Source organism: Nitrosospira multiformis ATCC 25196 (assembly GCF_000196355.1).
Taxonomy (GTDB): domain Bacteria; phylum Pseudomonadota; class Gammaproteobacteria; order Burkholderiales; family Nitrosomonadaceae; genus Nitrosospira; species Nitrosospira multiformis.
In genome coordinates this window covers 1,289,896-1,313,685 of record NC_007614.1, presented here as the reverse complement: position 1 = coordinate 1,313,685, position 23,790 = coordinate 1,289,896, and the positions used below count along the sequence as shown (strand labels likewise).

Here is a 23,790-nt window from a genome sequence, read left to right as displayed (position 1 = left end):
ATTCTGCTGTTACGATAGGTGCTGCTAGTTGGTGGTCCGCTCAGATTTGAATGGCCGAAACGCTCTTGTAACTTACCCATGATTTGTTATAAACCTTATAAGGAGATTAAAAAAATGAAGTACTCGCTCCTCGCTGCAGCGTTGGTAACATTGGCATTTTCCGCATGCGATCAAATGAAACAGCACCAGCCGGGAGAAGGAAAGCCTGGTCAATATCCGCCGAGCCTTTGGGAGAAACGTGAGGGACAGCTCAGTGATGCGGACATTGAAGCGGCCCAGAAAGAAGGTGCCGGGACGGAGACAAAGAAAGATGAACCACCGAAAGATGAGGCAAAGTAACAATACGCCTAACCAAGCGTTAAAAAAGGCCGTCCCCCGGGACGGCCTTTTTTATGGCCAGGTCCAGGCTCCGCTCCAGAAAGAGAAGGACCGGAGCAAGGGGATTTGAATCCTCAAACGCTTCTGTTACACTATCGTTTTTGCACTACTCTATAGGATGATTGAATAATGAAATACTCACTCCTTGCCATTGTGCTGGCAGCTGCTGCGCTGTCCGCTTGTGAATACAAAAAACATCCTATGGATAAACCCCCACCCTCCGCGATGGTCGAGCGCGATTCGGCACCCGATTTCAGCGAACTTGATAAAGAAGAACCTGCGGGGAATACACCAGCACCTGTCGGCGGCGATACCAAGCGGGAGGCTCCGGCACAATAACGGCGGCCAAAAGGCAACCTTCATCAGTCGATAAAGTGCGATCTGCAAACTCAGTGCTTCAAGAGGCAGGAAATTTCGATTGAATGGAAATTTTTTATTATATAATGTGATTCTCGTCATATCATTTCATTTTTATTAAGGACGCTCGACAATGAAACTTTCACTTCTCGCCGCAGCTTTGATGGCAGCACTCGCTCTTTCCGCATGCAAAAGACCGGAACAGGCCTTGCCTGCAAATTCGACGTCGTATGGAACCCGGACTGAAGAAGGTACGACTCTGGATCAAGAGCGTGGCGCGGCTGCTGGCGACAAGAGTTCAGCAGCTCCGGCCGGCGACTCAACGGCTTCAGCCGCTGGCACAAATCCGGATGATGAATACTCCGGACAAGCTGTTCTCCCTGGGCATAAACTCGACGGGAATGGCAACCCCCTTCCCGAGGGACAAAGCGCAATACCGGAAGGACACTAAGTCTAGATGCCAGGCAAAAAAACCATCCCTTCGGATGGTTTTTTTTGTCCAAATATTTCGAGCTCCCCGAATGACAGGAGCAAGCGAACACACTCGCCTGATGACCTGTCCCACGCCGCTTATCAGCGACCCGAGCTTCCTTATTCTCCTTGTCTCTTGAAGCACAACGGCATTCCGATGTAGAATGTTGATTTCATAATCAACTATCAAGAGGGAATAAATGATAAGACTCTCGCTCCTGGCTGCCACAGTAGTACTGACAATGACCGCTTGCGGCAAGCCGAACCAGGCGCTCCCCGAGCAGGAAAAGGAAAACTACTCGAAAATCATGTCGCAAGGATCCTCAACTCCGGATCAGCCTGCTGTCGAATCCAGCATTTCTTCCGAAGTAAAGTAAAACGCTTTTAACGTAATAAACGAAGCCGTCCCGGGACGGCTTTTTGTTGTTTTATTGGTTTTGCTGTTCCTGTCAGAATAACTGGCGCCATTCAAAACCCTCGCTCTGCGTGGCTACGCCAATCCAGGCCGCTTCACAGTTTAAAGCATTGCTCAGCATTCCCTGCACAAGCGGAGGGGTATTGTTCTTCTGGCTCAGATGGGCTGCTATGACATGCTGCAGACGGTTGCAATTAAGTTTGGCGAGAAGACTTGCCGAAGCAGCATTCTCAAGATGACCGAAACGCCCTCCCACCCTCCGCTTCAGGCTTTCCGGATAATCGCTGTTTGCCAGCATCCGGGCATCATGGTTGCATTCCAGCACAAGAGCGTCACATTCATTCAGGACAGCTTCGATATGGGGAGTCGAGCAACCTGTATCAGTCAATACGCCCAGTCGCAGTGAACCGTTTCCAAACACGAATTGCGCAGGCTCCTCTGCATCATGCGGAACCGGGTAAGGCTCTACTTCGATGGCCCCGATGGAAAAACGCTGATAACCTTCTATGATATTGACTCCTGGCAGCTTCCCGAACGCTTTCCCCGCACTGCGCAACGTGCCATGCGTCAGCCAGACAGGAATACCGAACTTGCGGGCAAACCGGGCAACACCGCAAATATGATCACTATGCTCATGAGTTACGACAACGGCATCTATGGTGTCCGGTTCGAGCCCGAGCCGGGCGAGGCGAATAACGGTTTCCCGGAGCGTAAAGCCACAATCCAGTAACAACCGGGTGTTCCCCGCTTCGACTACCAGAGCGTTGCCCTGCGAACCACTTCCCAAACAGGCAAAGCGCATGCTCATGAACAAAACAAATTATGAGAGATAAAAGAGAGTGACAGGAAGCAACGGATATATATTTTACCCGTTCCAGGCCCCACAGTAATGCTCTCCGTCCTGATCCTGAATTTATACCCCTCTTCTTCTTTTCTCCTTACGCTCGGCTTGGGGTAGCGCCCGACTAGCGACATGGTGGCGCTCGATGAGACGTCAAGGAATCCCTGAACACCCTTGGGGGCGGTGACGGGAAAATCTGCCAGGCTCAATCTCAAGAACTACAGGCAGATTCGCCAGTATTGGGCCGGCATGGAGTGGGTTTAAGCCGCCGATTTCCGCTCAATAGCAATTGGGATATTTCGTTTGCAGGGAGCGGAGGTGACAAGTAGAAACCCTGTACTTCGTCGCACCCTCTTCCTTTCAGAAAATCAAATTGTTCGGCAGTTTCCACACCCTCCGCTACCACTCTCACATGAAGGCTGTGGGCCATGTCGATGATTGCAGTCGTAATGGCGGCATCGGCGGAATTTGTGGTGATCTCCTGGATAAAAGAACGGTCGATCTTCAGCACATCTATTGGAAACCGTTTTACGTATGCCAGGCTTGAATAACCGGTTCCGAAGTCATCGATCGAGATCTGGATTCCGAGTGCCTTCAATCTCTGTAGGATACTTACTGTCTTCTTTGCATGCATCATCAAAGAGCTTTCCGTCAGCTCCAGTTCCAGCAGATCGGAATCGATGCTGTTTTCCCGCAATGCTCTTTCCGTCTGCAATTCGAATTCGAGGAGTGCGGGTTGGATGCCGTTCGCCTGAGTTGCCCGAATGACATCCTGGTTCAAGGTGCTCCGCGAAAACTGCCTTCCCGAGACATTGACTGAAACCGGGATTTCTCCTATCCCCGCATGACGCCACTCCGCAATCTGTCTGCATACGCTCTCGATAACCCAGGCGCCCACTCGGGTTATCAATCCAGTCTGTTCGAGTGCCGGAATGAATTCCAGCGGCTCCACCACGCCATGTTCGGGCCGCTTCCATCTCAGGAGCGCTTCCATGCCGGTGACCCATCCGTTGGAGAGATCCACTTTCGGCTGATAATGCAAGACAAACTCCTCCCGATCGAGCGCCTTCCGCAAAGCATTTTCCTGGTCGAGCTTCTCGATTGCCCGAATATTCATTTCCGGCGTAAAGAAGCGATAGGTATCCCTGCCTGCCGTCTTGGACTGATACATCGCAGTATCCCCATTTTTTACGAGCGTATCGGCATCGATTGAATCTATCGGGTACACACTGATTCCGATACTCGCTGTTACCGTGACCTGATGTCCCTGCAAATCGAAGGGTTGACGCAACGCTTCCCTGATCTTGCTTGCCACCAGGCCCGCATTTCCCAAATCGTCAGCACTGACAAGAATGCAACCAAATTCATCTCCTCCGATGCGCGCGACGATATCGGTTACACGCAGGCATTCCAGCAAACGAAGACTGAACTCACGCAGCAGTTCATCTCCCAGTGCGAAACCCAGCGTATCATTTATATTTTTGAAGTTATCGATATCGAGAAACAATACCGAAACGATCCGATGATTCATTTCAGATTGTTTGATTACCTTGCGCAGTGACTCATAAAACAGGATACGGTTGGGAAGATGCGTGAGCGCGTCATAACGGGATACCTGCAGCAACTGCTGGTCGGCCTGCTTGCGCTGGGTGATGTCATCCATTACCCCTACGATTCGATGCACGCCGGCTGAATCCTTGATAGGGAAAGTGCGCGAATGAACCCAGCGTATCGACATATCCGGTAATAGCAACCGGTAATCATGGTCCACTCCCCCCCGTGGCAGATCTGCCGCTTCGCGCAGGACACGCTCCATGTCCTCGGGGTGCACGGCTTCGAAAATCTTTTCCAGCCTATCTCCCCGGCCAACCCGCTGCCCTGTCATTTTCTCCCACTCAGGGTTAATGTAGCGAAAGGTTTGGTCGTGAACATCCCAGATCCAGAACACCTGGGGAAGGTTACCCGCAAGCTGATCAAACAAATCCCCGGTTTCCCGGGGAAAAATTTTCTCCTCTGACACACCTTCACTGCGTACCGCAAATTTCTGCAGCTGTTTCTGCAACTGCCTGATCTCAAGCACGTCATGAATATGGGTCAGCATCTGCAGACGGTCAAAAGGTTTAGTAATAAAACCTTTGGCCCCTGCCCGCAAGGCTCTCTCCTTATGCTGCGGCTGGGCAGTGATTACCAGGACGGGAAGAGCCGTGCGCTCACCTTGAGATTGAACCTGTAACCCGCTTGATTCTATTTCTCTCAAGCATTCCATCACCTGAAATCCATCCATTCCCGGCATCATCAGATCGAGGAGGATGAGATCATACCGATTGGCGCGATGAAGATCGCATACTTCCCGGGGATTCATGGTGCAGGTGATTGAAGTATAACCTGCGCTCGAAAGCATGCCATGAAGGAGCTCGGCATTACCTTTCCGGTCGTCGACCACTAAAATCCGGGCATTAAGAATATCGGAAGAAGACGTCATCGAATTTTCCGTTTTAATACCTGTTTAACACTGGATCCGTCCAGGGCTAATAAATTTTTGTTCGATTCCCAATCCAATCCGCGCTTCACACCCAATCTGTTCCCTCACATATACTATCGCTGCTCCCATTCCAACCCGGATGAAAGCGGAAAGAATCTCATCCGCTTGCGTACCGATTGATTATCCGGATTTATCCCTTATTTAGATGGGGGTGAAGACGCCGCACTCTTCACCCCACCCTACAATATTCGTGGAACCTAAAAATACCGCAGCTTGCGCAATACACCAGAGCCGGTACGGAAACGTCGTACTTCAAAAACAAGCAGGATCCGCGCCATCCCCTTAGCCTCGCCTGAAGAGCCGTTCTTCCCAAACAACAGTAAAATCACTGTAAAATTTTCCGATATCCCCAAAGGCAAATGTACTATCATGCGAAACTCGCTGCTCGCCGCCCATAGCTGCTAATATACCAATTAAATATGACCCTGGAAATCAGGACTGAAAAATGCTGGATAACATGATGGCATTTCTGGCCCATTGGGGCGTTACATCGCTCTCGCTATGGGTAGCGAGCCTGATGTTTAATGGGATTTCATTCAGCAGTAAAAAATCACTGCTCATATCCGCTTTGCTGTTGGGCCTGGTCAATGCTGTCGTGAAGCCTGTCATTATCATTCTGACCATCCCGCTGACATTGATCACCTTCGGCTTTTTCCTGCTGGTTATCAATGCTCTTATGATGATGCTGGTATCGGCGCTCGTTCCGGGATTCAGGGTTTCTGGATTCTGGACTGCGTTCTTTGCGAGTATCGTGGTCACAATCGTCAGCCTATTCATCGGCACGATGGTATTTCAATCCGAAGAAAATTATTTCGAGATACCCACTCAGCAAAAAGGTGTGATGATCTGAAAGCAATAAACCAATTTTGGTTCGATACAGGTTTAATAAACAATTATTGAACTGAAGCGTTTTTCAGAGCTGCCGCATTCTCAAATGGCACTCAGGGAAGGCAGTCATTTCCATGGCCACGCAACGACCCGCAGTCAAGGATCAGCGGAGCTTCACAACGCCTTGAAAGAAACGTCGCGGAGTCCGGCACTTCGTACCTGTTTGACAAAACTGTCAGTTACAAAAACGGGTGACGCCCTCATCGGCAGCTTGAAGACTTCCGCCGTTCCGATCCTGCCTCTGTCGAAGACATAGCGTTCGATTGCCAGAATGCCGCCGTCGTCGAAGTACACGATGTGGGAGCGCTCATGATCAAGCGCGTCGAGCACAGTCGTTGCGTTGAAGAGCCAAACTTCTTCTCCTCGCACGGGCAGAAGCTGTCCATACTTCAGCAAGACGTGCCCTAGAGCCTCTACCGCAGGCTTCCTCAAAAACGGCACATGCTCGCCCAACCAAGGGAAGTCGGAATAGAACCTTCTCTCGTGATTGAACAGAAACCGTTCATACTTCAGCAAGATCACCGCCGGCTTTCGCAAAAATGGCACATGTTCATCAAGCCAGGGAAAGCTGGAACTAAATCTCTCCTCATGATTGATCTCGCGATTGACCCTCATGACAGGTGGATCCCAGTTCGAGATAACCTTCCCATTCATCGCGAAGAACAGTTCGAAATGGTCTTCGTCGACCGGGAATATCCATTCCTGGCCCAGCCCCACCTCGAATGTGTAAACCGTAAATGTCATCGCGGCGCAAGAAAAGCGCAGAGGTGACAACGGGGATGATTCTTGCCATTTTGTTCCATCAATACCTCACCTCGAATGTCGAGCTTCCTTCGGTCGTGTCTTGCGGTGACCGTAGGGGGAATAGTAAGAATGTTGACATGCTCCAGCCGGCATAGATTTTACTCAATGATTAGCTATTGTATTCTCCCTATTTCCCCACTTTGACCTCCGATTGTAGTAATAGTCCAACCCTCCGGGAGGCCTCTTCCGGTAGTAGATCTGGCCCCGGCTGAGTTGCGCGTATTCTTCAGCTGGTATGGCCAGTGTGGCGTCCCGGTTCTCAGAAGAATGATGTAGTAGGTTTACCCCCTTCGCCACAGATCGAGAACTTATCCGACGGCGTTTTCCTCTTCACCTGCTCGTCGGTGATTTTGACGATAGCATCCATCAACCTCATTGATCCAGGAAAACGAAGACTGGTGTTCTTAGACTGCCCCTTACTGAAGACTTGTTCCTAAGAAATCCTCTCGGCTGTCTCATGAGCTAGCTCTCATGCCCTTAAAAATACCGTAATAAACCCGCAGTAAGATGTGCGAACCAAATCCGCCCGGGAGTAAACAGATGTTTAAATACGCTGTGTATATAAGGACCAAAGAGGGCTATATCGAGCGCATGAATAACGTTATTTCTAATCTGGCCTGCGATCCGAAAGAAACTTATGGTTCTTTAGCTCCCTATGTGTACGAAGAAGAGCTCGTGGGTTTTCCTGAATCGGTAGTGCACTGGGAAAAAAGTACGGGGCCCAGCGTAGGTCTGGCTCCCATTAATCCTTCTTCTCCCTCTGCTGATCGCAACCCCCTGCGTTATCGGGGGGATAGGCCCTGAGGTGCCGGCCCACCGGTTTCCCCAAGCGGGTCGTCAAGTCTATTTCCGTGGAATGTTCGGTACGATACCGAACATATTCCTCCCCTTAAAGATTGTAAAAATCCAACCGGCCCTGAAATGGGAGCTTTTTTAGCTGATATGTTTTCTCACCTCTGAAGAAACGTTATGAAGAAACGAAGATACACCGACCTGTATGGTTATACATCGGATGAGTTTGATCGCTGGCTGGAAAGAGGCATTAATAAAAAGCTTCGCTCTGCCGGAAAATCCAGATCAGAGTTAGACATGTCCACTATTTTTGCGGCTTATGAAGATGAAAGCCGCAAACTTCCGCGTCGCAGGCGCCGCGAAATGCGCACTGCCACCTGATCTCTGGCTTTTCAAGATACCTTCTAACACAGCGCGGGTTTTTTGAGGGGATTTCAAGGCGTTGAAAGTTTATACCCTGTCCTTTCATGAAGACCAGGCGCTGAGGAAGTGCGTGCCACTCTCGATTCGGCGAAGTTAGGGGTAATGCTGTCGGATATGACCGTTATGATTCTGCGGAACAGGAGCCAGTCGACGCGGATCAGCTCGCGTACTTATTCGCTCACGCTGCATAGGGACCTTTGTAATCTGCGCATTCCACGAATTTCTTTGGGCTTTTTTCAATCCTGCAGCAGAAAGCGGAGATTACCTCGCATTCATAAAAAAGAAACATGCCTGCTACTAGAATAGGTGCGTAACACCTGCTTTACTCTTTCGTCAAAAGCATTTTTCTTTGGAGACCCTCTTGGCAAGCCTGCCCCTATATTCGTAGCCCAGGGGGACAATTGAGCGCGTTGCACATGTAACCTCTCTTTTGACGGGCGTGTTTCCGGATTTCCGCTTACTTTTTTGAGGAGGTAAAAATGGCAACCGGCACAGTAAAATGGTTCAATGGAACAAAAGGCTTTGGTTTTATTACCCCTGATGAGGGCAATGAGGATTTATTCGCTCACTTCTCCGCAATCAATATTTTTGGAAACACCGGCGGATTCAAAACGCTTCAGGAAGGTCAAAAAGTAACGTTTGAGATTACGAACGGCCCGAAGGGCAAACAGGCATCAAACATTCAATCCGCTTAAAGATTTTATGCCAGGGACAAACGCATCCTCTGTAGTCATTGCAGAATTACTTAATTCAAACAAGAGCGGAAAAAAGCCATAGTCAGTAATATTTCGGGTTCCGAAGTTGTTTAACCTTACCATTCTCCATTACCCACCGCATCTTCCATACTCCAGTATGGATTACCCATGATCCCGACGAAAATCGACAGTATCTGGTAATTCGACGAACCGTGGTTTACCAGCTACATCACTTCTATGCTGCAACAAATCTGAGCAACCCCAGTAGATCTATCCCAAATATAGACTTACCGAACTTATCCACAGCGCTATCCCCGATCTATCCCCGGCAACAGGGGAAAACCTCATGGGATTAACCGGACGTGGATGCAAGTCAGCGCTTCTACATCAATTTGCAAACATTTTACTGAACTATGTTGATAACCGAGCAGATCAGCCTGAAAGACGCGTGGTATTAAATAGACTTGGCTATCGCAACCAGCCAATTAATGGGTGGCCATTACACATAGGAGCAAAAAATGATTGTGACCAGCAAGATTCTTATCATCGTTACCAACTCTGACCTGTTTGAAAAGGTGGGATACAGAACGGGACTGTGGCTTAGCGAACTCGTCGAATTTTGGGATATTGCTGAAGAAGCAGGCTATAAGATGGATATTGCCAGTCCGTCGGGTGGCAAAACTCCCCTTGATCCCGAAAGCCTGCTCATCACGGAAATGGGTGACGCCATCGGCCTCAGGGGGAGTCTTTCCAGGCGCTACGAAGATAAGGGCTTCATGAGTCGGCTGGACAACACGTTGAAAGTATCCGACGCGGATCCGGCCGGGTACGATGCCATCTATATGACGGGGGGGCACGGGGTCATGTTCGACTTTCCAAAAAGCGCATCATTGGCGGAATTGACCGCCGGATTCTATGAAGCCGGCAAGATTGTTTCGGCCGCGTGCCATGGACCTTGCGGGCTGCTGGAAGTGAAACTGAGCGACGGGACATATCTTATTAATGGTAAGCAGATAACGGGTTTTTCGTGGAAGGAAGAGAAATTGGCAAACCGCGATGAGGCGGTTCCGTTCAACCTGGAGGAAGAACTACAAAAGCGAGGGGGGCGATACAGCAAGGCAATGATGCCGTTTGGCTCCCATGTGGTGGAGGATGGCCTCCTGATTACGGCCCAGAATCCAAAAAGTACCAAAAATCTGGGCCAGGCCGTGATCAAGAAGCTCAAGGAACTCAAAGAAATAGATTCCTTGCCAAAGGAAATGTTTTTATGAACGATGATACATCGTCTACAGAAGTTGCCGATCTGGATGAAAAATGCAACAACGGCAAGCGCCGTAGGGTGCAGTGCCGCTAGATTACAGAGTAGCGAGCGCCGGGGCCTTGGATTGTGGCTCCAATCCAAGATGTTCGAGGATCCTCTCGATCACCCCCAGGAGCGCCGCAATGATCTGCAACTACCCACACCGCAGCTCGGACAGCGCTGCATGTCGATGCCGAAGACTCGCTTGAACAACCTCACCCCGCTGATGCAGTGGTTTTTGGGTGGATGTTGAAGGCCGTTCCCCATGGCAGACTCACCCCGCTCCGCTAAGGGATGAGCTAAGCTCGAGTTTCGCGATCACTGCTACTCAGCCTACCGGCAATGCCCCACAACCTTCCGTTGCAACAGCTCAGCTTAAAATCCGGCAGGCAAAAAGTATATGAGCCGATCAGTCTAGTTTGTGCCACTCCACCGCACTGGTCTTTCCACATACCAGTATGACTAAGGTTCTGCGGAATAGGTGCCAAACGGCTGTTTGCGTTCAGGCGATGCTTGGCAGCTGCGTGTTGTTGTTTTAAGCCGTCAAGGATGGTGGGGTACTTTATCCGCATCTTGACGATTCTGCTCCCAGGATTTCCGCTTGGGCCAGGCAGGGGCACAAGGCATAATGGTAATGCCTTGGGTATGCCCCTCAGCAGAGCTTCGCGGAACGCACTTCTATTAGGAGCTCATCCCGATTCTTGCAATATCCAGCAAGGACGACAAATCCCTGGCATCATGGTTCTGATCGTAAGGCAATATACCCAGCAGTGGACAGTCAAGCCGCTGCTCCAGGGCCAGTACGTTCTCCTTGAAAACCGCCATTTCCGGATCGATCCGGTTTGCCACCCATCCCGCCAGCGGAATTTGGGCTGCTCGAACGGCATGGGCCGTCAACAGTGCGTGGTTGATACAGCCGAGCCGCATCCCCACCACCAGCAGGACCGCTAGACCCAAAGCCTGCACCAGGGCTACGCTGTCCTCATGATCGTTCAAGGGGACGAGAAATCCTCCTGCTCCTTCCACGATCACAATATCCGCTTTTTTTTTCAGCTCAAGGTGTGCCTGGCGAATGACTTCGAGATCGATTTCAATGCCTGCCCTGTCTGCAGCAATGTGCGGAGCAATTGGAGGAACCAGCGCATAAGGATTGATATGCTCGCGTTGCACGGAAATGTTGCTTGCAGCAGCCAGTAATTCGACATCAGGCCACATCCCGTTTTCGCATCCGGCTGCGACAGGCTTCATGCCCACCACAGTTTTTCCGGTGGCAGCAAAGGCATGCAGCAGGGCGCAGGTCACGCGCGTTTTACCCACGCCGGTATCTGTCCCGGTGACGAAATACCCCTTTCCCATTCCCATATCCTTATTCCAGGCCGATGTGGCGGCGTGTTTCCGGTGTAAGAATGGATGTTCGGGGCGCCGGTTTCCAGGCATGGCCATACACCACTTCAAAAGTCGCTGGCAATTTTCCCCCTGTACGCAGCGTCTCGTAATGGCCGATAGCTTTTTGCCACGCATTTTTTCCCGTCAACCCGCGATGCCGCGCCCCGGTGGCATTATGGGCGCCGATGGCTTTGAGATCGCGCATGACGCTGATAACTTCGTCATAAGTCAGGGTAATATATTCCATATCCATGACCGGGGTGGCAAAGCCGCTATGCACCAGCATGTCGCCTATGTCGTGCATGTCCGCAAAGCGATTGACATGACTGTAATCATCCGCATGGCGAAAAGCCTGGCGCAATTCTTTCAGAGTATCCGGCCCGAAAGTGCTGAACATGAACAAACCACCATTTTTCAGGATACGCCGCATCTCATCAAAGGTTTTTTTGAGATCATTACACCATTGCAGCGCCAGATTGGACCAGACAAGGCCGGCACAGGAATCTTCCAACGGTAATTGCTCAATATCCCCTGCAACATAACGGACCCGGCTTGTACGCTGATTGCGGCCCACCCCGAACAACTGTCGCCAGCGCGGAATCATGGAATTCATCCGCTGCCGGGCTTGGTGATGCATGCCGGTCGCAATATCGATGGCGAGCATGGAGGCGTCGGGGTAGCGTTCAAGCAGCTTGCACGTGCCATAGCCGGTGCCGCTTCCGGCATCGAGAACAACATCGGGCATATATTTGATGTATTCAAGGCGGGACAGCATCCGGTCGCATACTTCACGCTGAAGGACCGCAGCCTGATCATATAAAGGCGCAGCCCGTTCAAACGCCTTTCGCACCCGGCGCTTATCGATGAAGTGATCGTAATTCACTACAGACTCATTTCCACTCATTTGAACTCATCTGGCGAAGCGAACGATATTCGCAATGAATTTATCAGGATAGGACAAGAAAGGCACATGACTGCAATTCGGTAGCATGGCCAGCTCGACATCCTGAAATTGCTGCTTCATCCATGCCGCTGCCTCGGGATGGGCAATGACATCGTTCTCGCCGTGTATCAGCAAAGTGGGTTGAACGATGTTTCGCAGCTTTCCGCGAAGGTCGTTCGCAAGCACGATCTGTAACCCCGCTTCCAATGCTTCAGGCTCCGGCGCACTGCGCTCGAACAAAAGTCTCCGCATCTCGGGCAATACCTTCCCGGCATCCCCTCCCCCACTCACCTGCAGGGTAAGAAACCGCTTCATGGTGGTACTGAAGTCCCGCCTGAGATTTTCCGCAAACGCCTTCAATGTCAATTCCTCCATCCCCCATTGCCAGTCCTCGCGTTTGACGAAGCTGGGCGTGGTGGAAGTCAAAATGATTTTCTCCACGCGCGCCGGCTCGCGCAAGGCGAGTTCGATTGCGAGCTGTCCCCCCAGCGACCATCCACAAATTACACAATCGGGAGGCAGAACCTCCACCACCCTCTCGACCATATCCTCGCTGACACCATTTTTCTCTCCCCTTTTGTAAGGTAAGGCTCCCCGGCTGAATCCATGACCCGGCAAATCGACGAGATGCAAGCGGAAATGCTGGGCCAGTGATCGCCGGGTGCTACCCCACATTCCGCTATGCATGGCCCACCCATGCAGCAGAACGAGATCGGGACCTTCACCCAAGGATTCGACGTAAAGGCTTACCTGGCCCATCGAGCATTCCACATTGTATCCGCGAGGTCGCCCTTACAAGGCGAATGTCATATCCGGCGTAAAGGTGCCCAGTCATTCCATAGTCATTCCATATCCCGGTCGATTTCCCGCAGTGCCGCTCCCAGTTCCATAACATCCTCGATATCATGGGAACTGGATAACGAGATACGCAGGCGCGCTGTCCCCTCGGGCACGGTAGGCGGTCGAATGGCGGTTACCAGAATGCCTTTCTGGCGCAATGCTTCGCTGACCTGCAGAGCTTCGGCATTCTCTCCCATGACCAGCGGCTGGATGGGAGTATCCGAAGGCAGCAGTTGCCACCGCAGCGGATGACACTCCTGCTTGAGCAGCTTGGTGAGTTGCGCCAGTTTTTCACGTCGCCCTGCACCGCCTGCAATCAGCTCCAGGCTTTTCAGCAAGGCATGAGACAGGAAGGGTGGAGTCGCAGTAGTATAGATGTAGCTTCGCGCGCACTGGATGAGCGTTTCGATGATTTCTTCCTGAGCAGCTACGAATGCCCCAAATACACCCGCCGCTTTGCCGAGTGTCCCCATGTAGATAATGCGCGGCGAACTGATATTGAAGTGCGCCAGACTCCCCCTCCCCTGATTGCCCAATACTCCGAATCCGTGCGCATCGTCGAGCAGCAACCAGGCGTCGTATCTTTCACACAACTCCAGCAACTCTGGAAGCGGTGCGATATCTCCATCCATGCTGAATACCGCATCCGATATCACGAGTTTGCGTCTGGCTGGAGATGCGGCAAGCTGCCGCTCCAGGGTCGCCAGATCCAGATGGGGATAACGACTCAACCTCGCGCGCGATAGAAGCGCTGCATCGTTGAGGGAGGCATGATTGAGTTTGTCCCCGAATACGGCATCACCCCGGCCGGTCAACGCTGTTACTACGCCTGCGTTTGCCATGTATCCTGTGGAAAATAGCAATGCCCGGGGGAATCGGGTAAAGGATGCCAGCGCTTCCTCCAGCAGATGGTGTGCCCGCGAATGTCCGCTGACGAGATGCGACGTACCCGCTCCCACGCCGTACTGCGTCGCGCCTTCGCAAAGCGCTGCAATCAGTTCGGGATGATTGGCAAGACCGAGATAATCATTACTGCAAAATGCCAAGTATTCACGACCGCTTACCGTTATCCGAGGGGCCTGAGGACTCTCAAGTGTCAGGCGATACCGATACAAGCTCCGGTTTCCACGGCTGCGCAGGTATTCGCGCAGCCCTTCATCCGTTTGATGAATTGAATCCAAGTCGTTGAGCATACGAGCAGAGGTTGCCCGATAAGATCATTTGCCGCAGGGTAGTGGAAAATAAAGAAGATCGAGGTGAAAAGCTGCTATATGGAATGCAGCCCCAGCCTGTCAAATAACGCTTTATCCCGTTCGGCTTCAGGATTGCCGGTAGTAAGCAGCTTATCGCCGTAAAAAATGGAATTGGCGCCAGCGAGAAAACACAGTGCCTGCACTGCATCCGGCATTTCTCTCCTGCCGGCTGATAACCTTACCATTGCCTTCGGCATGGTAATGCGCGCAGCCGCAATCGTGCGCACGAATTCCAGAGGATCCAGCGCCTCTGTCCCGTGAAGCGGCGTGCCTTCGACCTGCACCAGATGGTTGATGGGAACGGACTCGGGATAAGGATCGAGATTAGCCAACTGGGCGATGAGTCCAGCCCGGGCGCGACGCGATTCGCCCATGCCCACAATGCCTCCACAGCACACATTGATACCCGCATGACGAACCTTTTGCAAGGTGTCGAGCCGATCCTCGTAATCGCGGGTTGTAATGATCTCCCCGTAAAATTCGGGTGACGTATCGAGGTTATGGTTGTAATAGTCGAGACCCGCCTCTTGGAGCTGTTCCGCCTGTCCCGGCTTCAACATGCCCAACGTCGTGCACGCTTCAAGCCCCAACGCTTTTACAGCCCTCACCATTTCCACCACGCTTTTCATATCCCGCTCCTTGGGACCGCGCCACGCTGCGCCCATGCAAAACCGCGTGGCCCCCTGCGCTTTGGCGGCTGCCGCTGCTGCTATCACGTCTTCAACCGTGAGCATGTCCTGATTTTCCACATTCGTATGATAGCGCGCCGCCTGCGGACAATATCCGCAATCCTCAGGACACCCCCCGGTCTTGACGGAAATCAGTGTGGAAAGTTGCACTCCGTTGGGATCGTGATATTGACGATGAACCAGTTGCGCCCGATGAATCAGATCGCTGAACGGCAGATCGAGCAACGCTTCGACGCGGCGAACGTCCCACCGCCGAAAATCAGCACTGATGCCGGAAAGTTTGTCAGCGAAACTGTCGACTGCTCCGCCCGAAGACGTTTCAATGTTGACGATACCGGAAGCTGATTGGCTCATATCCTACCCTTCAATGTTTGACAATCGATTTGTCTGAACCCTGTTCACGATAAACGAAATGAAAGCCAAATGGCTCTCATTTTCCCGCCTCGTCTTTAGTAGCGAATGGCATAATCACAAATTGCGCCGTTGTTGTCAATTTTTTGCTCGATTTTTTTGAACTATCGCTTAAAAATAGTGCAGTTGTTATTCGGGAGAAATTGCTTCCTCTGTGGAAGCGCCGCTACTGAAGACCTTTGCACGCCTTGCCGGGACAGCCTGCCTCATATTTCAGGCCCTCACTGCCCGGTTTGCGCGTTACCCATGGAGGAAGCCCGTGTCTGCGGTGCCTGCCTTGCTCATCCCCCGGCCTTTGATCTTACGCTCGCCGCTGTAAATTATGCCTTTCCGATCGATGCGCTTCTCCACTCACTCAAATACCGGACTAATCTTGCCTTGGCACCGGTCCTGGCAGATTTGCTGCTGGCGCAGATCGACAAGGCTGTATTACCGGATTTCATCGTCCCGATGCCATTACACGCGGTAAGATTGCGGGAACGGGGTTTCAACCAGGCGATGGAGATAGGCCGGCAGATATCGAAAAAACTGGATGTTCCCCTGCTGCCCGCGCTATGTCGTCGCGTCAGGGATACGGCTTCCCAGACCCGGCTTCCGTGGAAGGAGCGAGAAAAAAATATTCGAAATGCGTTTGACTGCGAGGAGAACTTAGACGGAAAGCATATTGCAATCGTCGATGATGTAATGACCACGGGCGCAACGTTGAACGAGTTGGCCAGAGTACTGCGTAAATGCGGCGCCGTTCATATCAGCGCGTGGGTAGTCGCACGCACGCTTCCCGGCACTCCATAAAAACATTCCATAAAAACAACATGTAAGACAGAATCAATATGTTCGACGTAATTCTGTATCAACCCGAGATTCCACCCAATACCGGCAATATCATTCGCCTTTGCGCTAATACAGGCATCCGCTTACATCTGGTCAAGCCCCTCGGCTTTACCCTGGAAGACAAACTACTGCTTCGTGCCGGACTGGATTATCACGAGTTTGCCAGTATCACGGTGCATGCAGACTGGGTAGAATGTATGGACGAGCTCGGGGACAGGGACAGACGCTTTTTTGCAATTTCCACCAAGGGAAAACAACGCTATGACCTTGTTACCTATTCGCCTGGTGACGCCTTTCTTTTCGGCCCTGAAAGCCGCGGCCTGCCAACTGATCTACTGGAAAATTTCCCTGAGCAGCACCGCCTTCGCGTACCGATGGCAGCGGGAAGCCGCAGTCTCAATCTATCGAATGCCGTTGCGGTGATAGTCTATGAGGCATGGCGCCAGACGGGATTCGCATAGCGCCGGAGGAGTTGAATGTGTTGAGGTACTGTCTTCTCTATGTCTTTCGATCCGCTCAATAGATTTCCGATTTCGGTTCACGATTGAGCAACGCTTCTACTGCCTGCCCAGCCGGAACACCGTCATCCAGTATACTGCAAACCCCCTTTGTGATCGGCATTTCAATGCCCAGCAGGTGACTTAATCGCAATACCTCCCGGGCGGTGTGGACACCTTCGGCGATATGCCCCAGTTCCTGCAGAATGTCGGGGAGGGAGCGACCCGCCGCGAGTGCCAGCCCAACCCGGCGATTGCGCGACAAATCCCCAGTGCAGGTCAATATCAGATCACCCACCCCGGTCAAACCCAGGAAGGTCTCCATGCGTCCCCCCAGTTTTAAACCCAATCGGGTAATTTCCGCAAGGCCACGGGTGATCAAGGCCGCCCGGGCGTTGGACCCGAATCCCATGCCGTCGCAAATGCCTGCGGCAATCGATATGACGTTCTTGACTGCGCCCCCCGTTTCCACACCCACTACATCGGTACAAGAATAAACCCGCAGCCGCGGAGCGTGCAGTTGCGCCGCTACCTCTCGTGCGAATTCCCCATCCCTGGAGGCAAGAGTCAAGGCCGCGGGCAAGCCTTGCGCGATTTCAAGCGCAAAACTGGGACCCGATAGAACGCCATATGGCGCGGCTCCGGCATACTCCTCCTCGGCCACCTGATGCGGCAGCTTTGCCGATTGCGATTCAAATCCCTTGCATCCCCAGATGACAGGGATCTTCTTCCCGCTTGCTGCAATTTCCCGCAAAGTTTCGCGCAAACCGGAAACCGGCACAACGATCAGGGCGAGTTCGGCGTCCTCGACAGCCTCTTCGAGCCCTGCGGTCAACCGCAATGATGCCGGTAAGGGAAAAGCGGAAAAATAGCGGCGATTGATACGCTGTGAAACGAGATCGGCCAGATGTTGGCGGCTGCGTGTCCATAATGTCACCTGATGGGAAGAGGCGGTGCTTGCACAAAGACTGAGAGCCAGCGCGGTGCCCCATGCGCCGGCTCCCATCACCGCTATTCTCATGAACCCCAGACCTGACTGGTCCTGACGTACCCGGTTTGACCGTCGCGATGCCGCACCCTCACCCATCCGTTGGCCGGGGGCTCAAGCCACTCCAGGATTACACCTTGCTGTACCTGGAACATCAGGGGCGAATTGATAGTTGCTACCTGATAGACATCCGCCAGCGGTGAGGTAACGAGGATATGGCGCTTCTCGCTCAGGGCTTTTTCTTCTACCCAGGCGAGCGCTCCTTCACTGTCGCGAACCTTTACCCATCCGTCGACTTTTACGATAGCCTCAACAGGCAGATTGCGGCTGGCCACATAGACCTTCCCCGCCTTGAGTGATGGGGCGTCATACATGATGACCCCATTGTCATTGATCGAATAAAACTCCAGCGCCGCAATGGCGAGCGATGGAAACATCGACACCGTCATTCCGAGGATGGCCAGTCCCCGGCTCAGCAAGGAGGATATTTTCAGCGATGAACCGCGCACACGCCTCATCTTTATTCTAATGCGTGATTTGCTGTGTCTCCGGAGTCTGCGGCGCCGCCGAATTCTCCGTCTGCTGCTTTCTCTGGTAGTAAAGTGCCTCGAAATTCACCGGATTCAAAATGACCGGATGAAATCCCGCGCGCGTTACAGTATCCGAAACTGCCTCGCGCAGATAGGGGAAGAGAATATTTGGGCATGCAATACCGAGCACAAGCTCCATTTCAGCTTCCGGAACATGACGAATCTGAAAAACACCTCCTTGCTGTATCTCCACCAGAAACATCGTCTTGTCCTTGATTTTTGCGGTGACGGTCGTTGTCAGCACGACCTCATACAAGGTTTCATCGATGCGCTCGCTCTTGCTGTGCAGTTGGATGTTCACTTCAGGTGTCTCGCGCTCCAGGTATATTCTGGGCGCGTTTGGTATTTCAACAGAAAGGTCTTTGACATAGACCTTTTCGATGCTGAAAACCGGTTGCTGCTGCTCATCGCTCATGTCGGGTTCCAAAGAATGATAAAACTATGAACCAGGTGAACATTAATCCGAAATCATCATCCCCGGAAATAAAATTGTTCACAAAAGGTATTCCCATCTGCTCAAATCTGCTGCGACCCCCCTCGCCGCCTCACCCTTTTCGAGAGGCAGCTCATATTGCGAGGAGCTTTGCCAGCCCTTCATTGCGGTCGAGCCTCGCCAGATCGTCGTAACCGCCTACATGCGTATCGCCAATGTAGATCTGTGGAACCGTGCGACGTCCGGTTTTCTCCATCATCTCCGCCCGGCGTGCGGGTTCAAGATCCACCCGTATTTTTTCTATTTCCTCCACGCCCCTGGCTCGCAGCAACCGTTCCGCCATGACACAATACGGGCAGAAACCGGTGGAATACATCAATACCTTTGCAGATCCCTCGCTCATTTTTTTATTACCGGCAAATTGGCCTGCTGCCAGGAATCAAAACCACCTGCAAGGTTGTGCACGTGCTGGAAACCCTGGTTCCTCAGAAGGGAACCCGCCTTCCCGCTGGTATTGGCTCCACTGCGATGGATCAATATCACCGGCTTGTCCTTGAATTTATCCAACTCCTGCAACCGCTGTTCGAGCTTGTCGGCTGGAATATGCTTTGAATTGGGAACATGCCCCGACGCATATTCGCTCCCTTCGCGTACATCCAGCACCAGCGCCTCCTTGTAATTGATGAGCTGTACCGCTGCCATCGTATCCACTTCCTTGCCACGCCGCGAAATCACCGGCCATAACAGCAGGATACCGCTCGCCACAGCAGCAACAATCAGGGCAATGTTATTCTGCACGAATGATGACACACCGAATGATGACACACCAAATCTCCTAAAAATACCTTCTTTAGTCTCTTGTTTCCTTGACTTTCGTATCCAACTATTCTATCAGAGACAGAAGGCGTACGGAATTCTCCCGCTCCGTTCCTTTTTTCAGTCTTTGTTCGCGTTTGCGCCCCCCCGCGGAACAGGTGTGGAAGAATCCTGGTCCAGCGGAGATGCGGGCGAGTCGTCCTGTAGAGGTGACAGTTGGCCAGGCTGCTGCGGTAGTATCGAAAATACGGTAAAATTTAAAGTTTTCCCGTCGCGGAAAATCTTATCTACCCAAGAACATGAAAAAACTCGTTCTCCTGCGACATGGAGAAAGTACCTGGAACAAGGAGAATCGCTTTACGGGCTGGACAGACGTGGACTTAACTCCAAAAGGAGCGGAGGAGGCCCACAATTCCGGACGCCTGCTGCGGGAAGCCGGATTCACCTTCGATATCGCCTATACTTCGGTACTGAAGCGCGCCATTCGCACATTATGGATCGTGCTGGATGAAATGGATCAGATGTGGATTCCCGTCGAATCATCGTGGCGGCTGAATGAGCGTCATTATGGGGCGCTGCAAGGCCTGAACAAACTTGAAACTGCAGTTGCATATGGTGAAGAGCAGGTATTGATCTGGCGGCGAAGTTACGATATTCGCCCCCCCGCCCTCACTCCCGATGATCCCCGGTACCCGGGATGCGACCCTCGCTACCGGAACTTGCCAAAGCAGGATATTCCCCTTACCGAGTGCCTGCAGGATACCGTGTCACGGTTTCTGCCCTATTGGCGTGAAAGCATTGCTCCCCAGGTCAAAAGTGACAAAAGCGTGCTCATCACCGCGCATGGAAATTCGCTCCGGGCCCTCGTCATGTATCTTGACAACCTTTCCGAAGGGGAAATCATGGAGCTCAATATTCCGACCGGCATTCCGCTCGTATATGAGCTTGACGACGGCCTGAAACCAATCCGCAGCTATTATCTCGGAGACCAGGCAAAAATCGAGCAGGCCATGCAGGTCGTCGCGAATCAGGGAAAAATTCTGCCCAACCTTTAACTTTTGGTTTAATCTCTGTTTTTCCTATTGCCGTACTTGCCGTGCCTGTTCTTTATACGCATACTCTCTGACTTCTGGTCCGGCTGCCTTTTCCTTCTCATCCCACTGCTTGATGGCGTAGGATCTGCTCACGCTCGATACGTTTGAAAATTTCAGCCTCAATCCGTATTCATCTCTGGCTCAAGGTCTGCCGTACGTTTATCCCTGCGTGTGCGCTCTTACTCTTGATGTGGCAAGCACCTGTGACCGCAGAGCCATCCGATAGTGAAGAGTTGAAACAACTGAGAAACAAGATCGAGACGCTGGAAAAGGAACTCACGGATACGGAGGGATACAGATCCGAAGCGGCGGGAGCGCTGCGCGAATCGGAAAAAGCGATCGATGTCGCTAACCGGAGGCTTGCGGAACTCGCCAAGCAGCGGCGTGCCGCGAACAGCAAGCTTGGTCAACTGAAAGCGCAGTCGGCCCAGATCAAGAAGGAAATAGCTGCGCAGCAACTGCAGTTGAGGAACCTGCTTTACGGGCTCTATATCGCCGGAGGCGGACGAAAAGAGTACTTGAGTCTCTTGTTGAGCCAGCGGAATCCTAATGAAATAGCCCGCAATCTCCACTATTACGAATATTTCTCACGCGCTCGCAAGGAAGGTATCGATGGCCTGCGTGCGAATCTTGAGAAGCTCAATACGCTCAGCCTCGCCAGCCGGGAAAAAAGCGCGGAGATCTCGGGTGTGCATGCACGCCACGCTGAGCAGAAAATACAGCTCGAACAACAAAAAGACAGCCATGCGAAGCTTCTGGCAGAAATATCACTGCAAGCCGAAGAGCAGCGGCGCGAAATCAACCGCCTCAGGCGTAATGAAGACCGCCTCACCAGGCTGGTGGAAAAACTTACCAGGATGCTTGCGAAGAAAAAGAAATTCGAATCATCTGAAAAACCTTCCGAGCCAGGCGCACCCCCTACTCCTGCCAGCAACAGCGGTTCCCCCGATTTATCTGAGAATGCGACGCCATTCACGAATGGAACGTCCTTCTCCTCCCTTCGCGGCCACCTGAATTCACCGGTGCGCGGGGAACTTGCAAACCGCTTCGGCAGTCCACGTGCAGATGGTGGCGTTACCTGGAAAGGGTTGTTCATCCGCGCCGCTGGCGGCGAGAGTGTGAAGGCGATTGCAAATGGACGCGTCGTATTCGCCGACTGGCTCAGAGGGTTCGGCAACCTGATGATTCTGGACCACGGCGACAACTATATGAGTCTTTATGGAAATAATGAAGCAGTCCATAAGCGGGTGGGAGACGTGATCAATGCCGGAGAGACGATAGCCACAGTAGGCAATAGCAGTGGAAATTCCGATACCGGCCTATACTTCGAATTGCGCCATCAGGGCAAACCGTTTGACCCTTTGAACTGGGTCAGAATAAAATGATCTAAGCAACAATTTGACTTGTTTGGAGAATATTTAATGGGCGACAAAATGCGGCAGTTCGGCCTCGTCATTTTCGGTGCAATCGCCGGCGTGATGCTGAGCCTCAATTTTTCTGCTGTTGCCAATAAGGAACCGCAGGGGGTCCTGCATCCCCTTCCGGTGGAGGAGCTTCGGGCCTTCACAGAAGTGTTCGGCCGGATAAAAAATGATTACGTCGAACCGGTAGAAGACAAAAAGCTCATCACTGAAGCCATCAATGGCATGCTGACAGGCCTCGATCCCCATTCCGCCTATCTGGATGCAGATGCTTTCAAGGAGCTGCAGATTGGCACTCAGGGTGAGTTCGGGGGCCTGGGCATCGAAGTGAGCATGGAAGACGGATTTGTCAAGGTCATTTCTCCTATCGAGGATACGCCCGCCTTCCGCGCCGGGATAAAACCCGGAGATCTTATCATCAAGCTGGACGATACCGCGGTCAAGGGGCTCTCGCTTACGGAGGCCATCAAGCGCATGCGCGGCAAGCCCGATACGCCTATTACCCTTACCGTCGTGCGCAAGGGCGAGGCCAAGCCGATTGTGTTCCCACTGGTTCGCGCCGTCATCAGGATACAAAGCGTGAAGTCGAAAATGATCGAGCCTGGCTACGGATATATTCGTATCACCCAGTTTCAGGAACAGACGGGGGAAAACCTGGCGAAGGCGATAGATAAGCTTTTCAAGGAAAGCGGTGGCTCGATGAAGGGACTGGTGCTGGACTTGCGTAATGACCCGGGGGGCCTGTTGAATGGAGCAGTGGCAGTATCTGCGGCCTTTTTACCGGAGGATTCTCTGGTTGTCTATACCGATGGCCGTAGCGAAGATGCGAAGATGAAACTCAAGGCCAGTCCCGAGTTCTATCTGCGCGATACGAAGAACGACTACGTCAAGCGGCTCCCAGCGGGTATCAAGACCGTACCGATGGTGACACTCGTAAATGGCGGCTCGGCTTCGGCTTCGGAAATCGTTGCCGGCGCGCTGCAGGATCATAAACGGTCGATCGTGATGGGAACGCAAACCTTCGGTAAAGGTTCGGTGCAAACCATTTTACCGCTGGGAAACAACACAGCTATCAAATTGACCACGGCACGGTACTATACGCCAAATGGACAATCCATCCAGGCCAAGGGAATCACGCCTGATGTCATGGATGAATTGGCAAAGGATGAAGTCGAGCGCCTGCGTGAAGCTGATCTCGATCGTCATCTATCCAATGGCAAGGCTGAGGACCAGAAACGGGAGACGGAGGCGAAGGGAGTGCCGGAAACAAAGGTCGCGCCAAAACCGGGAGTCAAGCCGGTCAAGTCCGAGAACGAGGAAGACAAGAACAAGAAGCGTGAGTCACCTGCTGAGTTCGGTTCCAGCGATGACCTGCTGCTGGTTCAGGCTATCAGCTATATCAAGGAAAACGCCAGCAAGCGCGCAACTGCAAAAGTAGAAAACTGAGGCAGCCCCGAACATCAGGCAGCGGAAGAATCGAGGCAAAATGCCATAATTCTTTCGCTGCCTGCATCCCTGCCAAATTCACAAATGTCGTGCATTAGTCGAGCACGCTTCGCTTAATATCCCCCTCGCTTGTTGCGTTCCCGCTTTTATCCTCATCCAGGGAAGTTCACATCGGTAGCCCATGCATTGGTTGCCACGCATCCGCGATGTTCCCTATGCCCTTCTTCTGAAAAAGGACGATGTCCG

At 52.3% G+C, this 23,790-nt stretch carries 27 protein-coding genes; 14 read left to right on the top strand and 13 right to left on the bottom strand.

What is annotated here, in order from left to right:
- Positions 1-114: 114 nt before the first annotated feature.
- From NMUL_RS06010 to NMUL_RS15925, 4 genes are all read left to right on the top strand, one after another.
- Positions 115-339: a hypothetical protein gene (locus NMUL_RS06010; protein WP_041352419.1), complete on the top strand. Its 225-nt coding sequence runs from the start codon at positions 115-117 to the stop codon at positions 337-339.
- Between the two features lie 168 nt (positions 340-507).
- Positions 508-717 carry a hypothetical protein gene (locus NMUL_RS06005; RefSeq protein WP_041352418.1) on the top strand — a complete coding sequence of 70 codons (210 nt, stop codon included), beginning with the start codon at positions 508-510 and terminating at the stop codon, positions 715-717.
- A gap of 151 nt (positions 718-868) precedes the next feature.
- The gene (locus tag NMUL_RS15280; RefSeq protein WP_011380484.1) at positions 869-1,186 is read left to right on the top strand and encodes a hypothetical protein; all 318 of its coding nucleotides are present in this window, start codon (positions 869-871) and stop codon (positions 1,184-1,186) included.
- A gap of 220 nt (positions 1,187-1,406) precedes the next feature.
- Positions 1,407-1,583 (top strand): hypothetical protein, encoded by a 177-nt coding sequence (locus NMUL_RS15925; protein ID WP_167535558.1) that lies wholly within the window; start codon positions 1,407-1,409, stop codon positions 1,581-1,583.
- Positions 1,584-1,655: 72 nt separating this feature from the next.
- Here the strand turns inward: NMUL_RS15925 and NMUL_RS05995 are convergent, their stop codons facing one another.
- Both NMUL_RS05995 and NMUL_RS05990 read right to left on the bottom strand, forming a co-directional pair.
- On the bottom strand, positions 1,656-2,423 hold the full coding sequence (locus NMUL_RS05995; RefSeq protein ID WP_041352416.1) for an MBL fold metallo-hydrolase: 768 nt from the start codon (positions 2,421-2,423) through the stop codon (positions 1,656-1,658).
- Positions 2,424-2,673: 250 nt separating this feature from the next.
- The gene (locus NMUL_RS05990) at positions 2,674-4,944 is read right to left on the bottom strand and encodes an EAL domain-containing response regulator (protein WP_011380482.1); all 2,271 of its coding nucleotides are present in this window, start codon (positions 4,942-4,944) and stop codon (positions 2,674-2,676) included.
- Between the two features lie 505 nt (positions 4,945-5,449).
- Between NMUL_RS05990 and NMUL_RS05985 the strand changes: the two genes are divergently transcribed.
- A complete protein-coding gene (locus NMUL_RS05985; RefSeq protein ID WP_011380481.1) occupies positions 5,450-5,854 on the top strand; it encodes a phage holin family protein in 405 nt (134 codons plus the stop codon).
- 152 nt (positions 5,855-6,006) lie between these two features.
- Here NMUL_RS05985 and NMUL_RS16070 read toward each other — a convergent pair whose 3' ends face one another.
- The gene (locus tag NMUL_RS16070) at positions 6,007-6,636 is read right to left on the bottom strand and encodes an imm11 family protein (RefSeq protein WP_011380480.1); all 630 of its coding nucleotides are present in this window, start codon (positions 6,634-6,636) and stop codon (positions 6,007-6,009) included.
- A 600-nt stretch (positions 6,637-7,236) separates the two neighbouring features.
- On the opposite strand from NMUL_RS16070, the gene NMUL_RS05975 reads away from it, so the two are divergent.
- From NMUL_RS05975 to NMUL_RS05960, 4 genes are all read left to right on the top strand, one after another.
- The gene (locus tag NMUL_RS05975; protein WP_041352415.1) at positions 7,237-7,500 is read left to right on the top strand and encodes a hypothetical protein; all 264 of its coding nucleotides are present in this window, start codon (positions 7,237-7,239) and stop codon (positions 7,498-7,500) included.
- Positions 7,501-7,665: 165 nt separating this feature from the next.
- Positions 7,666-7,869: a hypothetical protein gene (locus NMUL_RS05970; RefSeq protein WP_041352414.1), complete on the top strand. Its 204-nt coding sequence runs from the start codon at positions 7,666-7,668 to the stop codon at positions 7,867-7,869.
- A gap of 521 nt (positions 7,870-8,390) precedes the next feature.
- Positions 8,391-8,606 (top strand): cold-shock protein, encoded by a 216-nt coding sequence (locus NMUL_RS05965; protein ID WP_011380479.1) that lies wholly within the window; start codon positions 8,391-8,393, stop codon positions 8,604-8,606.
- 518 nt (positions 8,607-9,124) lie between these two features.
- On the top strand, positions 9,125-9,877 hold the full coding sequence (locus NMUL_RS05960; RefSeq protein ID WP_011380478.1) for a type 1 glutamine amidotransferase domain-containing protein: 753 nt from the start codon (positions 9,125-9,127) through the stop codon (positions 9,875-9,877).
- Between the two features lie 710 nt (positions 9,878-10,587).
- Here the strand turns inward: NMUL_RS05960 and bioD are convergent.
- The 5 genes from bioD to bioB form a co-directional block, all read right to left on the bottom strand.
- Complete coding sequence (gene bioD / locus NMUL_RS05950) at positions 10,588-11,268, bottom strand: dethiobiotin synthase (protein WP_011380477.1); 681 nt, start codon at positions 11,266-11,268, stop codon at positions 10,588-10,590.
- A 4-nt stretch (positions 11,269-11,272) separates the two neighbouring features.
- Positions 11,273-12,196 (bottom strand): malonyl-ACP O-methyltransferase BioC, encoded by a 924-nt coding sequence (gene bioC / locus NMUL_RS05945; RefSeq protein ID WP_011380476.1) that lies wholly within the window; start codon positions 12,194-12,196, stop codon positions 11,273-11,275.
- A 6-nt stretch (positions 12,197-12,202) separates the two neighbouring features.
- Positions 12,203-12,994 (bottom strand): pimeloyl-ACP methyl ester esterase BioH, encoded by a 792-nt coding sequence (gene bioH / locus NMUL_RS05940; protein WP_011380475.1) that lies wholly within the window; start codon positions 12,992-12,994, stop codon positions 12,203-12,205.
- A gap of 83 nt (positions 12,995-13,077) precedes the next feature.
- Positions 13,078-14,268 carry an 8-amino-7-oxononanoate synthase gene (bioF, locus tag NMUL_RS05935; RefSeq protein WP_011380474.1) on the bottom strand — a complete coding sequence of 397 codons (1,191 nt, stop codon included), beginning with the start codon at positions 14,266-14,268 and terminating at the stop codon, positions 13,078-13,080.
- 74 nt (positions 14,269-14,342) lie between these two features.
- Entirely contained in the window at positions 14,343-15,371 is a 1,029-nt protein-coding gene (gene bioB / locus NMUL_RS05930; RefSeq protein ID WP_011380473.1) for a biotin synthase BioB, read from the bottom strand.
- A 177-nt stretch (positions 15,372-15,548) separates the two neighbouring features.
- Here bioB and NMUL_RS05925 point away from each other — a divergent pair, with 177 nt between their 5' ends.
- Together NMUL_RS05925 and NMUL_RS05920 are read left to right on the top strand one after the other, a co-directional pair.
- Entirely contained in the window at positions 15,549-16,220 is a 672-nt protein-coding gene (locus NMUL_RS05925; protein WP_308457445.1) for a ComF family protein, read from the top strand.
- Positions 16,221-16,258: 38 nt separating this feature from the next.
- Positions 16,259-16,720, top strand: coding sequence for a tRNA (cytidine(34)-2'-O)-methyltransferase (locus tag NMUL_RS05920; protein ID WP_011380471.1), 462 nt, complete (start codon positions 16,259-16,261; stop codon positions 16,718-16,720).
- Positions 16,721-16,775: 55 nt separating this feature from the next.
- On the opposite strand, the gene NMUL_RS05915 is transcribed toward NMUL_RS05920, so the two are convergent.
- From NMUL_RS05915 to NMUL_RS05895, 5 genes are all read right to left on the bottom strand, one after another.
- Complete coding sequence (locus NMUL_RS05915) at positions 16,776-17,777, bottom strand: NAD(P)H-dependent glycerol-3-phosphate dehydrogenase (protein WP_011380470.1); 1,002 nt, start codon at positions 17,775-17,777, stop codon at positions 16,776-16,778.
- Positions 17,774-18,262, bottom strand: a complete 489-nt coding sequence (locus tag NMUL_RS05910) for an SH3 domain-containing protein (protein ID WP_011380469.1) — start codon at positions 18,260-18,262, stop codon at positions 17,774-17,776. Before NMUL_RS05910 ends, NMUL_RS05915 begins: the two co-directional genes overlap by 4 nt.
- A gap of 7 nt (positions 18,263-18,269) precedes the next feature.
- On the bottom strand, positions 18,270-18,749 hold the full coding sequence (gene secB / locus NMUL_RS05905; protein WP_011380468.1) for a protein-export chaperone SecB: 480 nt from the start codon (positions 18,747-18,749) through the stop codon (positions 18,270-18,272).
- Between the two features lie 151 nt (positions 18,750-18,900).
- On the bottom strand, positions 18,901-19,170 hold the full coding sequence (gene grxC, locus NMUL_RS05900) for a glutaredoxin 3 (protein ID WP_011380467.1): 270 nt from the start codon (positions 19,168-19,170) through the stop codon (positions 18,901-18,903).
- A complete protein-coding gene (locus NMUL_RS05895) occupies positions 19,167-19,592 on the bottom strand; it encodes a rhodanese-like domain-containing protein (protein WP_011380466.1) in 426 nt (141 codons plus the stop codon). Before NMUL_RS05895 ends, grxC begins: the two co-directional genes overlap by 4 nt.
- A 290-nt stretch (positions 19,593-19,882) precedes the next feature.
- On the opposite strand from NMUL_RS05895, the gene gpmA reads away from it, so the two are divergent.
- The 3 genes from gpmA (at position 19,883) to NMUL_RS05880 (ending at position 23,544) form a co-directional block, all read left to right on the top strand.
- Positions 19,883-20,638 (top strand): 2,3-diphosphoglycerate-dependent phosphoglycerate mutase, encoded by a 756-nt coding sequence (gene gpmA / locus NMUL_RS05890; protein ID WP_011380465.1) that lies wholly within the window; start codon positions 19,883-19,885, stop codon positions 20,636-20,638.
- Between the two features lie 242 nt (positions 20,639-20,880).
- The gene (locus tag NMUL_RS05885; RefSeq protein WP_238529878.1) at positions 20,881-22,062 is read left to right on the top strand and encodes a murein hydrolase activator EnvC family protein; all 1,182 of its coding nucleotides are present in this window, start codon (positions 20,881-20,883) and stop codon (positions 22,060-22,062) included.
- A 36-nt stretch (positions 22,063-22,098) separates the two neighbouring features.
- Positions 22,099-23,544 (top strand): S41 family peptidase, encoded by a 1,446-nt coding sequence (locus tag NMUL_RS05880; protein ID WP_011380463.1) that lies wholly within the window; start codon positions 22,099-22,101, stop codon positions 23,542-23,544.
- The last annotated feature ends 246 nt before the right edge of the window (positions 23,545-23,790 follow it).

What these genes read in the sequence shown, in the direction of transcription:
- NMUL_RS06010 (WP_041352419.1), top strand. Translation starts at nt 115, where the DNA reads ATGAAGTACTCGCTCCTCGCTGCAGCGTTGGTAACATTGGCATTTTCC.
- NMUL_RS06005 (WP_041352418.1), top strand. Translation starts at nt 508, where the DNA reads ATGAAATACTCACTCCTTGCCATTGTGCTGGCAGCTGCTGCGCTGTCC.
- NMUL_RS15280 (WP_011380484.1), top strand. Translation starts at nt 869, where the DNA reads ATGAAACTTTCACTTCTCGCCGCAGCTTTGATGGCAGCACTCGCTCTT.
- NMUL_RS15925 (WP_167535558.1), top strand. Translation starts at nt 1,407, where the DNA reads ATGATAAGACTCTCGCTCCTGGCTGCCACAGTAGTACTGACAATGACC.
- NMUL_RS05995 (WP_041352416.1), bottom strand. Translation starts at nt 2,423, where the DNA reads ATGCGCTTTGCCTGTTTGGGAAGTGGTTCGCAGGGCAACGCTCTGGTA.
- NMUL_RS05990 (WP_011380482.1), bottom strand. Translation starts at nt 4,944, where the DNA reads ATGACGTCTTCTTCCGATATTCTTAATGCCCGGATTTTAGTGGTCGAC.
- NMUL_RS05985 (WP_011380481.1), top strand. Translation starts at nt 5,450, where the DNA reads ATGCTGGATAACATGATGGCATTTCTGGCCCATTGGGGCGTTACATCG.
- NMUL_RS16070 (WP_011380480.1), bottom strand. Translation starts at nt 6,636, where the DNA reads ATGACATTTACGGTTTACACATTCGAGGTGGGGCTGGGCCAGGAATGG.
- NMUL_RS05975 (WP_041352415.1), top strand. Translation starts at nt 7,237, where the DNA reads ATGTTTAAATACGCTGTGTATATAAGGACCAAAGAGGGCTATATCGAG.
- NMUL_RS05970 (WP_041352414.1), top strand. Translation starts at nt 7,666, where the DNA reads ATGAAGAAACGAAGATACACCGACCTGTATGGTTATACATCGGATGAG.
- NMUL_RS05965 (WP_011380479.1), top strand. Translation starts at nt 8,391, where the DNA reads ATGGCAACCGGCACAGTAAAATGGTTCAATGGAACAAAAGGCTTTGGT.
- NMUL_RS05960 (WP_011380478.1), top strand. Translation starts at nt 9,125, where the DNA reads ATGATTGTGACCAGCAAGATTCTTATCATCGTTACCAACTCTGACCTG.
- bioD (WP_011380477.1), bottom strand. Translation starts at nt 11,268, where the DNA reads ATGGGAATGGGAAAGGGGTATTTCGTCACCGGGACAGATACCGGCGTG.
- bioC (WP_011380476.1), bottom strand. Translation starts at nt 12,196, where the DNA reads ATGAGTGGAAATGAGTCTGTAGTGAATTACGATCACTTCATCGATAAG.
- bioH (WP_011380475.1), bottom strand. Translation starts at nt 12,994, where the DNA reads ATGGGCCAGGTAAGCCTTTACGTCGAATCCTTGGGTGAAGGTCCCGAT.
- bioF (WP_011380474.1), bottom strand. Translation starts at nt 14,268, where the DNA reads ATGCTCAACGACTTGGATTCAATTCATCAAACGGATGAAGGGCTGCGC.
- bioB (WP_011380473.1), bottom strand. Translation starts at nt 15,371, where the DNA reads ATGAGCCAATCAGCTTCCGGTATCGTCAACATTGAAACGTCTTCGGGC.
- NMUL_RS05920 (WP_011380471.1), top strand. Translation starts at nt 16,259, where the DNA reads ATGTTCGACGTAATTCTGTATCAACCCGAGATTCCACCCAATACCGGC.
- NMUL_RS05915 (WP_011380470.1), bottom strand. Translation starts at nt 17,777, where the DNA reads ATGAGAATAGCGGTGATGGGAGCCGGCGCATGGGGCACCGCGCTGGCT.
- NMUL_RS05910 (WP_011380469.1), bottom strand. Translation starts at nt 18,262, where the DNA reads ATGAGGCGTGTGCGCGGTTCATCGCTGAAAATATCCTCCTTGCTGAGC.
- secB (WP_011380468.1), bottom strand. Translation starts at nt 18,749, where the DNA reads ATGAGCGATGAGCAGCAGCAACCGGTTTTCAGCATCGAAAAGGTCTAT.
- grxC (WP_011380467.1), bottom strand. Translation starts at nt 19,170, where the DNA reads ATGAGCGAGGGATCTGCAAAGGTATTGATGTATTCCACCGGTTTCTGC.
- gpmA (WP_011380465.1), top strand. Translation starts at nt 19,883, where the DNA reads ATGAAAAAACTCGTTCTCCTGCGACATGGAGAAAGTACCTGGAACAAG.
- NMUL_RS05880 (WP_011380463.1), top strand. Translation starts at nt 22,099, where the DNA reads ATGGGCGACAAAATGCGGCAGTTCGGCCTCGTCATTTTCGGTGCAATC.